Origin of the sequence: Blastomonas sp., assembly GCF_030373265.1 — a bacterium.
GTDB lineage: Bacteria > Pseudomonadota > Alphaproteobacteria > Sphingomonadales > Sphingomonadaceae > Blastomonas.
Genome location: NZ_JAUCZC010000030.1, coordinates 1 through 13,786, shown reverse-complemented (window position 1 = coordinate 13,786; position 13,786 = coordinate 1). Strand labels below are relative to the sequence as shown.

11 protein-coding genes are annotated in these 13,786 nt (G+C 65.8%); 7 read left to right on the top strand and 4 right to left on the bottom strand.

All coding sequences use genetic code 11. From position 1 onward, the window contains the following. Positions 1 to 4 precede the first annotated feature (4 nt). Positions 5 to 1,294 (bottom strand): ferredoxin:protochlorophyllide reductase (ATP-dependent) subunit N, encoded by a 1,290-nt coding sequence (locus tag QUV11_RS14845; RefSeq protein WP_300883675.1) that lies wholly within the window; start codon positions 1,292 to 1,294, stop codon positions 5 to 7. Further along, positions 1,291 to 1,863, bottom strand: coding sequence for a 2-vinyl bacteriochlorophyllide hydratase (bchF, locus tag QUV11_RS14840; protein WP_300883674.1), 573 nt, complete (start codon positions 1,861 to 1,863; stop codon positions 1,291 to 1,293). Before bchF ends, QUV11_RS14845 begins: the two co-directional genes overlap by 4 nt. 212 nt (positions 1,864 to 2,075) lie before the next feature. Between bchF and QUV11_RS14835 the strand changes: the two genes are divergently transcribed. Together QUV11_RS14835 and ppsR are read left to right on the top strand one after the other, a co-directional pair. Further along, positions 2,076 to 3,170 carry a B12-binding domain-containing protein gene (locus QUV11_RS14835; protein ID WP_300883673.1) on the top strand — a complete coding sequence of 365 codons (1,095 nt, stop codon included), beginning with the start codon at positions 2,076 to 2,078 and terminating at the stop codon, positions 3,168 to 3,170. A gap of 23 nt (positions 3,171 to 3,193) precedes the next feature. Further along, on the top strand, positions 3,194 to 4,621 hold the full coding sequence (gene ppsR, locus QUV11_RS14830; protein ID WP_300883672.1) for a transcriptional regulator PpsR: 1,428 nt from the start codon (positions 3,194 to 3,196) through the stop codon (positions 4,619 to 4,621). 40 nt (positions 4,622 to 4,661) lie between these two features. On the opposite strand, the gene QUV11_RS14825 is transcribed toward ppsR, so the two are convergent. Then, on the bottom strand, positions 4,662 to 7,475 hold the full coding sequence (locus tag QUV11_RS14825) for a CHAT domain-containing protein (RefSeq protein WP_300883671.1): 2,814 nt from the start codon (positions 7,473 to 7,475) through the stop codon (positions 4,662 to 4,664). A gap of 154 nt (positions 7,476 to 7,629) precedes the next feature. Next, positions 7,630 to 9,066: a hypothetical protein gene (locus QUV11_RS14820; protein WP_300883670.1), complete on the bottom strand. Its 1,437-nt coding sequence runs from the start codon at positions 9,064 to 9,066 to the stop codon at positions 7,630 to 7,632. Positions 9,067 to 9,253: 187 nt separating this feature from the next. Between QUV11_RS14820 and chlG the strand changes: the two genes are divergently transcribed. From chlG to QUV11_RS14795, 5 genes are read left to right on the top strand one after another with little or no spacing between them, the layout of a single operon-like run. Beyond that, positions 9,254 to 10,156, top strand: coding sequence for a chlorophyll synthase ChlG (gene chlG, locus QUV11_RS14815; protein WP_300883669.1), 903 nt, complete (start codon positions 9,254 to 9,256; stop codon positions 10,154 to 10,156). Further along, the gene (locus QUV11_RS14810) at positions 10,153 to 11,517 is read left to right on the top strand and encodes a BCD family MFS transporter (RefSeq protein ID WP_300883668.1); all 1,365 of its coding nucleotides are present in this window, start codon (positions 10,153 to 10,155) and stop codon (positions 11,515 to 11,517) included. Before chlG ends, QUV11_RS14810 begins: the two co-directional genes overlap by 4 nt. A gap of 21 nt (positions 11,518 to 11,538) precedes the next feature. Then, on the top strand, positions 11,539 to 12,750 hold the full coding sequence (locus QUV11_RS14805; protein WP_300883667.1) for a geranylgeranyl diphosphate reductase: 1,212 nt from the start codon (positions 11,539 to 11,541) through the stop codon (positions 12,748 to 12,750). 43 nt (positions 12,751 to 12,793) lie between these two features. Next, entirely contained in the window at positions 12,794 to 13,276 is a 483-nt protein-coding gene (locus QUV11_RS14800; protein ID WP_300883666.1) for a TspO/MBR family protein, read from the top strand. Position 13,277: 1 nt separating this feature from the next. Next, positions 13,278 to 13,547: a hypothetical protein gene (locus QUV11_RS14795; protein WP_300883665.1), complete on the top strand. Its 270-nt coding sequence runs from the start codon at positions 13,278 to 13,280 to the stop codon at positions 13,545 to 13,547. Positions 13,548 to 13,786 lie beyond the last annotated feature (239 nt).

The following is a 13,786-nucleotide window of genomic DNA, read 5'->3' as shown; positions in this document are numbered from 1 at the left end:
CGCCCTATACCCTCAACACATCGCGGCGGCGGATCGGCCGGGCGAAAAGTTCGGCAAGATCGCCAGCTTGGTCGAAACCATGGATCGGCGAGAACACCAGTTCGATCGCCCATTTGGTGGTGAAGCCTTCGGCCTCGAGCGGATTGGCAAGGCCAAGGCCGCATACGGTGATGTCGGGCTTCGATGCGCGCACCCGGTCGAGCTGCTTGTCGACGTCCTGGCCTTCGCTGATCGTCGTGCCGACCGGCAGCTGTGCGAGTTCTGCCGCCATATGCTGGCGGTGCAGATACGGCGTGCCGACCTCGACGGTGATCATACCCAGCTCGACATGCAGGAAGCGCGCAAGCGGCACTTCGAGCTGCGAATCGGGGAGGAAGAAGATGGTCTTGCCTTCCAGCCGCGCGCGGCTGTGCTCGAGCGCGCGCTTGGCGCGTTCGCGGCCTGGCGCGACGACGCTGCGGAAATGCATTTCGTCGATCCCGAAGGCGTTGGCGGCGGCGTGCAGCCAATCGGTGGTGCCTTCCGCGCCAAACGGGAACGCTGCGGGCAGATGCACCGCGCCGCGATCTTCGAGCGCCTGCGCGGTATCGCCGAGGAACGGCTGGGCGAGCAGGAAGCGGGTGTTGGGGCCGACTGCGGGCAGATCGCGCGACGACCGCGCGGGCAGGCACGCAACCTTGGTGATGCCCATGTCGCGCACCAGCCGCAGCAGCTGGTCCTCGACGATATCGGGCAGCGCGCCGACGACCAACAGTTCCTGGCCCGAGTCGGCGGCCTGGGCGGGCATGAACGGCACCAGCGAGGCGAGGCACGCATCCTCACCCTGGGTGAAGGTGGTTTCGATGCCGCTGCCCGAATAATTGACGATCCGCACATCAGGCAGGAACGCGCTGGCCAGCCGCTGTGCGGCGCGGGCGAGATCGAGCTTGATCACTTCCGACGGGCAGCTTCCGACCAGGAACAAAGTGCGGATCTCGGGACGGCGCGCGAGCAGGCGGCGCACCACCCGGTCGAGCTCTTCATTGGCATCGGCCAGCCCTGCCAGGTCGCGCTCTTCGATGATCGCGGTGGCAAAGCGGGGCTCGGCGAAGATCATGACGCCTGCGGCCGACTGCAGCAGATGCGCGCAGGTGCGCGATCCGACGACGAGGAAGAAGGCGTCGGGCATCTTGCGGTGCAACCAGACGATGCCGGTGAGGCCGCAGAACACTTCGCGCTGGCCGCGTTCGCGCAGCACCGGAGCGTTAGTGCACCCGGCATCGGCGATGGCGGGGGTGGGGGCGGTCGCGATCATGATGCCACCGCGAGTGCGCCGTGCGAATCGGCTTGCGAACCAGCGCCCTGCAGCCGGGCGACACGCAGTTTCCAGAGGAACTGGCCGGCGTTGATGACATAGGCGCCATAGCCTGCGAGCGCGACGCCCATCCGGGCCTCGATGCTGCCGATGCCGCCCAGCAGCATCACCAGATAGGCGGTGTGCAGCGCCAGCACGAGCATCGAGAAAACGTCTTCCCAGAAGAAGGCCGGCGCAAACAGCCATTTGCCGAACACGACCTTTTCCCAGATCGAGCCGGTAACCATGATGGTATAGAGTGTCAGCGTCTTGACGATGATCGAGACATCGGCGGCGAATGCGCCTTCCCCGGTTGCCAGATACCGCAGCACCAGCGCCAGGCTGGCAAGGAATATGATGAACTGGACAGGTGCGAGCACGCCCTGGACCAGCGTCCATACCGTCGAGTCGCGGCGCGCGCGCTCGGCCGGTGTATAGAGCGAAACAGCCGCACCGGCTGAACGGCGACCCGAAGGATCAGCCGTAAAGGTGCGTATTTCCGCGGGTCCAGGCTGGTTTTCCAGTGGCATAAGCGCCGTTGCGTCTCCCGTATCAAGAACTGAAACCTACGCCGCGCTCGCCAAAAGTGTCAAGTTAAATTGACGTATAGCTTTCTTGACAAATTGGGTGTTGTCAGGCCCACTGGACAGGCGTAGGGTTGAGGCCTGGCGAGAGAACGGTCCAAGAAGTCTCCAGCCTCGAGGCCGATGCACGACGCATCGACGAGACCGGGAGAGTCTGAATGGCCTCAGTTTTTGGCATCGATTTAATCAAGTCGACGACAGGACTGTTCCGCAATGCGCGCACGCGCAAGAAGGGGTCGCCTTGGGATGGCGAGCAGACCGGCTATGGCCGTGCTGCACGCCATCGCGCCAGCGACGACGTTGGTCGCCTTGTGGAAGACGAAATCATCCCGCGGCTGCTAATGGTGCACCAGGATGACCCACGAATGAGCCAGTTTCCCGCCGATATGCCAGCGACCATGAGTTCCGGAACCTTGCCTGCCACCGGGGCAGACGACGACGCCAACGAATTTCGCAACACATCCGGCATGCAGTCGAACGACAACGTCCGGGATGCCGCAGCCCAATCCACGGCTGGCCCCAACACCGCGATGGCCCCGAAACCAGCCATGGCCCTGAAGACCGACGCACCGCGCTTTGACGATGCGACGGTCCGGGCTTTCGCCTCTGATGTGCTGATCCACGAGGTCGATGTCCTGTCGGATATGGTCAGCGCCTATCTCGATCAGAATATCGCGCCCGAGACGCTGTTCATCCAGCTGATCGCGCCGGCGGCGCGCGAGCTGGGAGAGAAATGGACCCGCGACGAATGCGACTTTGTCGATGTCACCATGGGATTGTGGCGGCTGCAATCGCTGCTGCGGACCGTCGCCTTGTGGGCCCCGCCCTCGCCGGGCTGGAACCTGCGGACCAACAAGGCGCTGTTCACGGCCATGCCCGATGACCAGCACAGCCTGGGCACGCTGATCATTTCGGAATGCTTCCAGCGGGCAGGCTGGGATGTCGAAACTCTGATCGAGCCGCAACAATCGGACATTCTGCAGGCGTTGAGCACAACATCATTCGATCTGGTTGGATTGACAGTCACGACCGACTTTTCTATCGGGGCGGTTCCCAAGCTGCTGACGGCGATGAGAAGCGTGTCCTGCAATTCCAATCTGGCAATCATGATCGGCGGTCCGGCCCTTGGCTATGACCCCGTACGTGCGCGTGAATTGGGTGCGGATGGAACCGCTCCCGATGCCGAGGCCGCGCTCAAGATGGCCGACGAACTTGTATCTGCCGGGGTTGAGCGCACTGCTCTGACGTTTTGAAGTCCGCTCCCGGCGCGGCAATAATGAAGGACGAGCCCTCCGCGATCCCTATGCCTTTTCGCGACCTCAAAGGCGTCGTCGGCAAACTTGAAATCGGTGCAGCACTCGCTTTGGTGCTCGCCGCAGGCGATATCGCCCTGGCGCTCGATTCCGATGGCGTCATCAGCGATGTTTCCGTCAGTGCCGAAGACATGCCCGACCTGAGCGCCTGGATTGGCAGGCGCTGGGAGGATACGGTTGCCCTCGACAGCAAGCCCAAGATCAACGAGATGCTGGCCAGCCAGCCGTCCGACACCCCCGATCGCTGGCGCCAGGTCAACCACCCCGGCCCCGACGGCAATCTGCCGATTCATTACCGCCTTGTCGACCTGGGCGAAGGCAATCCGCGCATGGCTATCGGCCGCGATGTCCGCGCCTGGGCCAGCCTGCAGCAGAGGTTGTTGCAGACCCAGCAGTCGCTCGAGCGCGATTACCTGAAGTTGCGCCAGACCGAAGCGCGCTACCGCTTGTTGTTCGACATGATCACCGATCCGGTGCTGATTATCGATGCCAGCACCCGCCGGATCACCGCGGCCAACCCAGCCAGCTACCGTCTGTTCGGCGTGAAGTCGGGCTCGCTGGACAATCGCGATCTCGCCAATGTCATCGGCGGAATCTCGCGGGACGATCTGATCGCCAGCCTTGGCGGCGCCACTGCCACAGGCGAGCGCTGCGAAATGCAGGTCAGCATCGTTACGGGCGAAGCACCGATGCTGCTCACCGCAATGCCCTTCCGCCAGGACAGCGGCCGGCAGTTCATGATCCGCCTGACGCACACCGGCGAGAGCCCGGGCGCCGATGGCGACCAACGGCCGCTGCACGAGCTGATCGAGCGCATGCCCGATGCGTTCGTGCTGACCGATGGCGCAATGCAGATCATCACCGCCAACTCGGCTTTTGTCGATCTCGTGCACGGCAGCTCGAAGGAAGCGATCACCGGACAGCCGCTCGGCCGCTTCATCGGGCGTCCCGGGATCGATGTCGATTTGATGCGCAAGCAACTCGACACCCACGGCCAGGTGCGCAACGCCACCACGATCATCCATGCCGACGACGCCATCGAAGAGGCGATCGAGGTCTCGGGGGTCAAGACCGACAGCCAGGGCGGACATTACGGCTTTGCCATCCGCACCGTCAGCCGGCGGATGCGCGACCTGCCGCCTGCAGACCGTGACCTGCCGCGCTCGGTCGACCAGCTCACCGAACTGGTCGGGCGGATGCCGCTGCGCGAGATCGTGCGCGAATCGACCGACCTGATCGAACGGATGTGCATCGAGGCGGCGCTGGCCTACACCTCGGACAACCGCGCCTCGGCGGCCGGAATCCTGGGCTTGAGCCGCCAGAGCCTGTATTCCAAGCTCCATCGCCATGGCCTTGGCAATCTGGTCGGGCGCAAGGACGAGCTCAGCTAGAAGCGCGCCGATACCGGCAGGCCGATGGCCCCCGGTCGGTTCAATTGGCCTCGAAGAGCTCGAACATCGCCCACAACCCCGGTCTGTCGAGCGCTGCTTCGCCGTCGCTGCCATCGCGGACCTTGGCGATGGCCCGGCGCAGCGCCTCTGCCGGGACCAGACCATCACCCATCCCCAGTACGGTGCCGACCGACAGCCGTCTCGAGACATCGTCGCGAACCGGCCAGTGGCTTGCCAGCACGCGCCCCGCGCCTGCCAGAAAGAACCCCTGCACCAGCCCGGCCAGCTGAGGCCGGTCGGTCAGGCTGGTCGCCGCGGTGTTGCAAGCCGACAGGATCACCAGCCCGGCGGGCAGGCTCATCGCGCCGATCTCGCTGGGCTTGAGCAGCCCATCGTCGCTGCCCGCGGGCGAGAGCAGCAGCGCAGGCTCGCTCAAGCCGTCGAGCTCGCCCGACAGCAGACCATGCGTGGCGAAGGCCAGCACCGCGCCCGACGGAACGATCGCACTGCGCAGCGCCTCTTCGGTCGCCGCATCCCCCACCAGAAGTTGCGCCGACCCTGCCCCGATCGCATTGCCCAGCGAAGCCAGCTCGCGCCGGGAATCGGGCAGATCGGGAAGATCGGCGATGGTCTTGGCGGTGGTCGCCGAGCGCATCGCCATCAGCGAGCGTGCGGGCGCGCCCGCCACACCGCCGAACGCGATAAGTGTCTTGCTCATCGGCGCGAACGCCCCCTTGCGGCCATGCGGAACGCCCACGCGCCGGACGATCGTTGTCGTCTCCACCAACAGCCTGCGCCCGTCCCTGTCGCCGGACAGCAGGCCGAAGGGAAGCGACGACAGCGCGCCATTGGTCGTGACATACAGCTGCCCCGCCGATCGCACCATGGTGCCGATATCGTCAGGAAACAGGCTTGCGAAAAGCTGCGCCGCAGCGCCCCGGTCGAGCGCACCCTCTCCCTCCGGATCGGCGACAGCGCGCAGTCGTCGGATCAGCGCATCGATCGGCGCATCGGCCCCGACCAGCGCCTGCCGGACCGTGTCAGGCCCGATCGCGGTGACCAGCCAGTCCTTGCCGATATCGGTGACCATCACGCTCACATCACCGGCCGTCGCCGTCGCCTGAATCTCGGCGAGCGCGGCAGGCGCGAAGATCAGGCTGGCCCGCTGATCGGGCGTGAGCCCGGCATCCAGCGCTGCAATGGCCTGCCGGTTGCGCGCCAGCTCGCCCGACACCCCAGCGAGGTCGAACGCGGGGTCGGGCTTGCCACCATTGGCATCGATCCGGGCTTCGAGCCCCTGCCGCGCCGACACCAGTTCGCGTCTTTGTGCCAGCAACCCGGCGAGTGTGGGATCCGATTTTGCCGCGCGCTCGGTCGCCGCGATGGCGAGAACATCGTCCAGCGCGGTGCGCGCTGCCCATTGCTGCGCGCGAAACGCATCCTCCGCAGCGCCGCGGCGCGCGAAAATTTCCGCAAGCCAGCCATAAGCGGGCCGCTGTCGCTCGGCCTGCGTCGATCCGCGGACAAGCTGGGCGTTGAGCGTCAGCGCCTCGAATACCGCGCGGGCCTGGGCCAACAGTTCGGCCGCGGGCCGCAGATCGCCGCGATCCTCCACCCGCAACGCAAACGCGCGCGACAGCAAGAGGTCGGGATGGTCGGGCGCAAACATCCGGCTGCGCACCGCCACCGCCTGCTGCGCGGCATCGCGCGCGGTTGTCCAGTTGCTTCGCGCAAACGCCGCCTTGGCGAGGTTGTCGCGCGCATTGGCCCGGTCCCTGTGCCCCTCCGGCAACCGGGCATCGCGCACCGCGAGCAGTTCCTGCGCCAGCGCCTCGGCCTGAACCCCCTGCCCCAAAGCGATCAGCGCGATCAGCCGGGTGTCGCGCGCGCTCAGCGAGCGGTCGCTCTGCACGCCGAGTTGCGCATCGATGATCGGCGTGGCGTAATCGAGAAAGGCATTGGCATCCGCATGACGCCCCGCCCGCACCAGCGCCTGAGCGAATTGCGTGCGCATGGTCGCGCTGTTCTGGTTGGGCCCGCCATTGGCCTTTTCGATCAGCTCGAAGCCCTGGCGGATCGGCGCCATCGCATCGTGCGGACGGTTGAGGCGCATCAGGATGGCCCCCAGATTGGCATAGAGATTGGCCATCGCCGGATGATCGGCGCCCAGCGCGCCGCCCGTCTTGGCGATCGCATCCTGCGCCGTGATCACCGCGTCCTCGGTCCGGCCTGCGGTGTACAGATACACCACCCGGTTGGCGCTCCAGATGGCGACGTCCTGCGGCACCGGATCGAGCGCGAGACCGATCCGGATCGCCTCGGCGTTGCGCGCCAGTGCATCCTCCAGCCGGCCATGCTCCAGATAGGATGCCGCGAGGTTCGACAGCGTCACGGCATGGTCGCGAATCCCCTGGGCGGAAGGATCGTTGTCGTATTCGGCGGCAAGCTGCTCGTTGATCGCCAGCGCACCGGCATGGTCCGCCTTGAAGTTGAGGATATAGGCACGCAGGCTGAGCGCGTTGCGCCAGTCGGCGCGATAGCCTTCGGCCCCGGCGAGCCTTGCCACGATCCAGTCCACCTCGGCCTGCGCCTTGTCCATTTCGCCCGCCGCAGCATAGGCTTGCGCCACATACAAAGCCCGCGCGGCGATTTCGGGGTGGTCTGCAGGATACAGCCGCTTCGCCTCCGCCAGCGTCTGGTCGGCGAGCGCGCGGTAGCCGGCGGCATCGCTGTTGGCGTCCGCCGCTTCGAACCGCGCGATCAGGTCATCCAGCCGCGTCCGGTCGGGCGCGGCCTGCGCCGACGCAACCCCCAGAGCGACCCACATTGCCAACGCCGCAACAGATTTTTTCATGAATGCCCCCTTTGCCATTGCTGGCCCCATCCCAAATTGGCGAGACACGAAACAAATGGAAAGCGATTCCTTCGGCGGGGGGCAGCGTGCGTCCCGTGGCGATACAGATCGAAGCGCCGGCGTCAGCCCCCGACAAGGCGACCGACCGGACCGATTATTGCCCGATCAGACCCAGGGCATGGCGGATGAACGCGTCGCGGTCGCGCACCCAGGACGCCTCGGGCGGCAACGCGGGATCGACATAGGTCCACCCCTCGGGCGAATAGGGTTTGCGGATGGTCCCGCGCGTGGCGAACGCCAGCGATACCATGCGCTGCTGCGCCCTGGTGGTGCGCTCGTTGCCCATCACCGTGGGGGTGCCGGGTTCCACGCCCAGGCCCTGCGGCCGCAGCGCGAAGACATACGGTTCGGTCCGAAAGCTCTCGACCACCGTGTTCTGGAATACCGACAGATAGACCTGATCGAGCGCGGCCAGCGGCGAGGACGGCATCCGCCAGTCGGGGCTGACCATGATGTTCCACGGGTAATTTTCGGGCGCGCCATAGACGATCTCGGTGCGCAGATCGACCAGCGCGTCGCGCGGCGCCTGTGCCGGTGCGACGCGTTTCAGACGCAGATTGTTCGACCATGTGAAGCCGAACGCCGAGATATCGACCAGCGGCATCGCCGACGGCGTGGTCACACCCGGCAGATTGGCGACGGTGACGTCTTCGTAAATGCGAAGATACGCCTTGTCCTTGAGCTGATGCCCGCTGGCAACGTCGATCCAGCCCTTCTGCCCATACCAGACCGAGTTGCGCAGATGCGAGACCAAAGTACCGTTGATATAGGTCGAATGCTCCTGATCGACATTGTCGCCGACATTGCCGCGGATTTCGCTGTCCTCGACATAGACCATGGTCTGCCCGCCCGGAACGAACAGCGCATTCTTGCCGCCGAAGACCTTCGCTCTGCGGATCACCGCGGTCAGCAGCCCCGGCCGGGTCACCCCGGTCACCTCGAGGTGCACCGCGCCCTTGGCCTCGCCCGCGCCGGGGAAATCGAGCGCGATGTCGCGCATCTCGAAATGCACCCGCTGCGGCCCCAGGTCGAACAGCCGCAAGTTGATCGAGGCCCAGGCGTCATCGGTGCGGAAGGTGACAGGCACGCCGGGAACCGACGAGCGGAAGATATACTGCGTGCCCTGAGTCGATCCGACGATCTGCGGCATCCAGGGGGCGAAGGGATAGACGCACGGCTGGCCCGAGCTGTCATAGGCCTCGTAGATAAACTCGAAGCCGCCCTCGACCCGGCCGTAGAGCGATTCGGCAGAGGGGCCGGCATACACCTCACGCCGTGCGGCGCGCGAGGCGTCGCAGCGGATCCGCAGGGTCGCTGCCGGCGTGCGCAGATTCTGCATCGGCATATAGAATGGATAGGCGCGATCGCGCTGCGCAGCGTTTTGCGGCGGTTCGCGCGACGTGACATTCTCGGTCGCCGCGAGCGTTTCTGTTGGCAGCATCACCCCGGGCGTTTGCTTTACGGGCCCGGCGGACGACAGCAATGTGGTCGGCACCAACGCCAGCAGGATCGCCAATCTGCGTCGTGACATCATCCGACTTCCAACCTGCCTGCGTGTTCTCGCCGCTCCAGAGAACACGGCCTAGCTGCTATAGCTTAATTTTCGACATAATCGCCATACCTCCCTGGCAGACCGCGTTCCGCAACCCCACCGACCTGACATCCTGAACTGTCCATTTTGATTGACACTCTGTGGGTCCGGGCATAGCTTTGCCCGCATGGATCGCTCCGCCAACATCCCCCGCCCTGTCCCGATTCCCGCCCCGCGCGATGTGCTTGAGCTGCTCAAGCCGGTCACCTGGTTTCCGCCGATGTGGGCGTTTTTCTGCGGGGTGATGTCGTCGGGCGCATCGCTCGATGGTCGCTGGCTGTTCCTCGTCGGCGGTGTGCTGCTGGCAGGTCCCATGGTCTGCGGCACCAGCCAGGCGGTCAACGACTGGTACGACCGGCATGTCGATGCGATCAACCAGCCCGAGCGGCCGATCCCTTCGGGCCGGATCGCGGGCCGATGGGGGCTGTATGTCGCGCTGATTGGCTCTGCGCTGTCGCTGGTGCTGGGCGCGGTGCTCGGCTTCTGGGTGTTTATCGCGACCATCGTCGGGCTGCTGTGCGCCTGGGGCTACAGCGCGCCGCCGTTCCGCTTCAAGATGAGCGGCTGGGTCGGACCGGGCGTGGTGGCGTTGAGCTATGAGGGGCTGAGCTGGTTCACCGGTGCGAGCGTGATGACGGGCGGACTGCCCGACACCCGGGTGCTGATCGTCATCCTGCTGTACAGCATCGGTGCGCATGGCATCATGACCTTGAACGATTTCAAGGCGGTCGAAGGCGACACCGCGATGGGCGTGCGCTCCTTGCCGGTGACCCTGGGCGTCGCCAACGCGGCAAGGCTGGCCTGCGCGGTGATGGCAGTGCCGCAGGTGGTGGTCATCGCATTGCTGCTCAACTGGGGCTTGGCGATCTCGGCGATCGCGGTCACCCTGCTGCTGGCGATGCAATTGGTGTTCATGCGCCGGTTGCTCACCGATCCCAACAAATACGCGCCCTGGTACAACGCTACGGGCGTTTCGTCCTATGTCTTCGGCATGCTCGCTGCGGCTCTGGGCCTGGGGGGCTGGATATGAGCGCCTCCGCCTTGATGCGCAACGCGCGGATCGGCGCCCCCCGTATCGGCCTGGGCTGGACCGACATCATTCGCATGGGGCTGGTCCAGGCGAGCATCGGCGCGATCGTCATGCTGGCCACCTCGTTGCTCAACCGGGTAATGGTGGTCGAATACGCGCTGCCCGCCGCGCTGCCTGCGGGCCTCGTCGCCTGGCATTATGCGGTGCAGCTCTCGCGCCCGATCTGGGGCCATGGCTCCGACCGGGGCCGCAAGCGCACGCCGTGGATCATCGGTGGCATGGGGGTGCTGGCGCTGGGCGGCATCGTTGCGGTCAACGCGACGATCCTGCTCCCGGCCTCGCCGCTCTACGGCACCTTGCTCGCCATCGTCGCCTTCAGCATGATCGGTGCGGGCGTGGGCGCGGCCGGAACGTCGCTGCTGGCGATGCTCGCCTCGGGCGTGGTGCCCGAACGCCGTGCTCCAGCTGCCGCGATCACCTGGATCATGATGGTCGGCGGCATCGTGATGGCGGCCGCGACCGCGGGCAGTCTGATCGATCCGTTCAGTGAGCAGCGGCTCGCGGTCGTTTCGGGCGGGGTTGCGCTGAGCGCATTCGTGCTTGCCTGCGTCGCCATCGCCGGGATCGAAAGGCGGCTGGTGCCGCCCGCGCACCCCCATGGCGATGCGCCGACGGGCAGCTTCGGCGAAGCCTTGCGCGAAATCATGGCCGATGCCACCGCGCGCCGCTTCACCATCTTCGTGTTCATCTCGATGCTGGCCTATGCGATGCAGGACCTGATCCTCGAGCCGTTCGCCGGACTGGTGTTCGCGATGACCCCGGGTGAATCGACCAAGCTCTCGGGCCTGCAGCATGGCGGCGTGATGGCTGGGATGATCGTAGCAGGGATCGGCGGCAGCGCCTTTGCCGGACGGCGGCCATCCGATCTGCGCTGGTGGATCCTGGCGGGCTGCGGCGGCTCGGCGCTGGCGCTGGCGGGGCTGGCGATCGCCGCCACCACCCCCACTCTTGGCGGCGGTGACTGGCCGATCAAGGCCAATGTCGCGGTGCTGGGCTTTGCCAACGGGCTGTTCGCAGTCTCGGCGATCGGCGCGATGATGGGGCTGGCGGGCGCCGGCCAGCAATCCAAGGAAGGCGTGCGCATGGGCGTGTGGGGCGCGGCACAGGCGATCGCCTTCGGGCTGGGCGGGCTGACCGGCGCGATCGGCGTCGACATCGCGCGCGACCTGCTGGCGAGTGACGGCGCAGCGTTCCAGATGATTTTTGCAGGCGAGGCGGGGTTGTTCATCCTCGCGGCGCTTCTGGGGGTGCGCGTGACCATGCGCACCGCCGATCCGCTCATATTGGCGGCACCGGCCTGAGGGCCATACAGGAGACAGGCAATGGCAAATGCGGATTTCGATGTCGCGGTCATTGGTGGCGGACCATCGGGCGCGACCGCGGCCAACGATCTGGCCAAGCGGGGACTCAAGGTGCTGCTGCTCGACCGCGATGGCCGGATCAAGCCGTGCGGCGGCGCGATCCCGCCGCGCGCGCTCAAGGATTTCGAAATCCCCGAATCTTTGCTGGTCGCCAAGGCGCGCGCCGCACGGATGATCTCGCCTGCCGGGCGCAAGGTCGACATGCCGGTGGGCGACGGGCCCGAGGGCAAGGGCTATGTCGGCATGGTCGACCGCGACGTGTTCGACGAATGGCTGCGCGCGCGCGCCGCGCTCAACGGCGCAGAACGCATCACCGGCACCTATGAACGCATCGACCGGGACCAGGACGGCATGGCGGTGCTGGTGTATCGCAGCGAGCGCGGCGGGCCCGACCGGCGGGTGCGGGTGCGCTCGGTGATCGGCGCCGACGGCGCACGCTCGGCCGTCGCCAGGCAGAACATCAAGGGCGCCGAACAGGTCAAATGCGTGTTCGCGTATCACGAGATCATCAAGGCCCCCGAACCGGCGCTCGCCCACGCCACCGATTTCGACGCCGACCGCTGCGATGTCTATTATCAGGGCAAGCTGTCGCCTGACTTCTACGCCTGGGTGTTCCCGCACGGCGACACCGCGAGCATCGGCCTGGGCAGCGCCAACAAGGGCTTTCCGTTGCGCGAAACCACCGCGCTGATGCGCGAGCAGATCGGGCTGGCGGGCTGCGAGACGATCCGCAAGGAAGGCGCGCCGATCCCGTTGAAGCCCTTGAAGCGCTGGGACAATGGCCGCGATCTGGTGGTCGCGGGCGATGCCGCCGGCGTGGTCGCCCCGGCCTCGGGCGAGGGCATCTATTACGCGATGGCCTGCGGGCGGCTGGCGGGCGACGCGGTGTTCCAGTTCCTCGTCACTGGCAAGCCGGCCGCGCTCAAACAGGCCCGCAAGCAGTTCATGGCCAAGCACGGCAAGGTGTTCTGGATCCTGGGGATGATGCAGTATTTCTGGTATTCGTCGGACAAGCGCCGCGAGCGTTTCGTCAAGATGTGCGCCGACCCCGATGTTCAGTATCTCACCTGGCAGAGCTACATGCACAAGGAACTGGTCCGCCGCAAACCGGTGGCGCATGCCAAGATTTTCGTGAAGGATATGGGACATCTGCTCGGGCTGTCACGCGCCTGATATGAAGGCTACGTGATTTTTGCAGCTGGGAGGCTGAAGTCGAATGCATCGTGAAGGTTTTCTGCCCGTCATCCTGGCGGCGATGGCGGCATTGATCGTGGCCGCAGGCGGCGCGACGATTACCGATCTGGGGCCATGGTACCAAAGGCTCACCCAACCGGACTGGGCGCCGCCGAACTGGTTGTACGGCGTCGCGTGGACATTGATCTTCGCGCTGGCCGCGATGGCCTCGCTCGCCGCCTGGCGCGCCGCGCCGACGCGCAATGCGCGCACCAACGTCATCGGGCTGTTCGCGTTCAACGGTTTCCTCAACGTGCTGTGGAGCCTGTTGTTCTTCCGCGTCCAGCGGCCCGACTGGGCGCTGATCGAGGTCGCGGCCTTGTGGCTCTCGGTCGCGGTGCTGATCGTCTATTGCGGGCGTTTCTCGAAGGCGACCGCGTGGCTGCTGCTGCCCTATATCGCCTGGGTGAGCGTCGCGGCCGCGCTCAATTACGGAATCGTCCAGCTCAACGGACCGTTCGGCTGAGATGGGTGCGGTATCCGCCCTCTTCGCCAGCGGTCATGCGGCGGACCTGATTTTGATCGTGCTGGCGGCCGAGTTCGTCTGGCTGGTAACGCGCGGCGGCAAGGCACTGGATGTCGCATTGGCGCTGGGGCCTGCGGTGTTCATCGTGCTGGCCCTGCGCGGCGCGCTGACCGGTGCTGCCTGGCCGCTGATCGCGCTGCCGCTGATGCTGTCGTTCCCGGTGCATATCGCAGACTTGTGGCGACGCGGGATGTTGGGCAAACCCAGTTAACCGATGCCGGTCCCCTGCGCAGGCAGGGGCCCATCATCGAACCCTTCCATGTTCAGCCAGCGGTGTGGGGTATGCACTTGCAGGAGAAGAGCCCCGGCCTTCGTAGGGGACCGAAGACTGTTGTGAGCGTAACGCCCCCTTATCGCCTCTCCCTTGATGGGAGAGGCAGCGAGACTTGGTGGCTTTGCCACCTAGGGTCAGGACTCATTGATCCAGAAGATGAAGATAGCCGCGAACGT

Excerpts from the sequence above, each read along its gene's own strand:
- QUV11_RS14845 (WP_300883675.1), bottom strand. The coding sequence starts at position 1,294 with ATGATCGCGACCGCCCCCACCCCCGCCATCGCCGATGCCGGGTGCACT.
- bchF (WP_300883674.1), bottom strand. The coding sequence starts at position 1,863 with ATGCCACTGGAAAACCAGCCTGGACCCGCGGAAATACGCACCTTTACG.
- QUV11_RS14835 (WP_300883673.1), top strand. The coding sequence starts at position 2,076 with ATGGCCTCAGTTTTTGGCATCGATTTAATCAAGTCGACGACAGGACTG.
- ppsR (WP_300883672.1), top strand. The coding sequence starts at position 3,194 with ATGAAGGACGAGCCCTCCGCGATCCCTATGCCTTTTCGCGACCTCAAA.
- QUV11_RS14825 (WP_300883671.1), bottom strand. The coding sequence starts at position 7,475 with ATGAAAAAATCTGTTGCGGCGTTGGCAATGTGGGTCGCTCTGGGGGTT.
- QUV11_RS14820 (WP_300883670.1), bottom strand. The coding sequence starts at position 9,066 with ATGTCACGACGCAGATTGGCGATCCTGCTGGCGTTGGTGCCGACCACA.
- chlG (WP_300883669.1), top strand. The coding sequence starts at position 9,254 with ATGGATCGCTCCGCCAACATCCCCCGCCCTGTCCCGATTCCCGCCCCG.
- QUV11_RS14810 (WP_300883668.1), top strand. The coding sequence starts at position 10,153 with ATGAGCGCCTCCGCCTTGATGCGCAACGCGCGGATCGGCGCCCCCCGT.
- QUV11_RS14805 (WP_300883667.1), top strand. The coding sequence starts at position 11,539 with ATGGCAAATGCGGATTTCGATGTCGCGGTCATTGGTGGCGGACCATCG.
- QUV11_RS14800 (WP_300883666.1), top strand. The coding sequence starts at position 12,794 with ATGCATCGTGAAGGTTTTCTGCCCGTCATCCTGGCGGCGATGGCGGCA.
- QUV11_RS14795 (WP_300883665.1), top strand. The coding sequence starts at position 13,278 with ATGGGTGCGGTATCCGCCCTCTTCGCCAGCGGTCATGCGGCGGACCTG.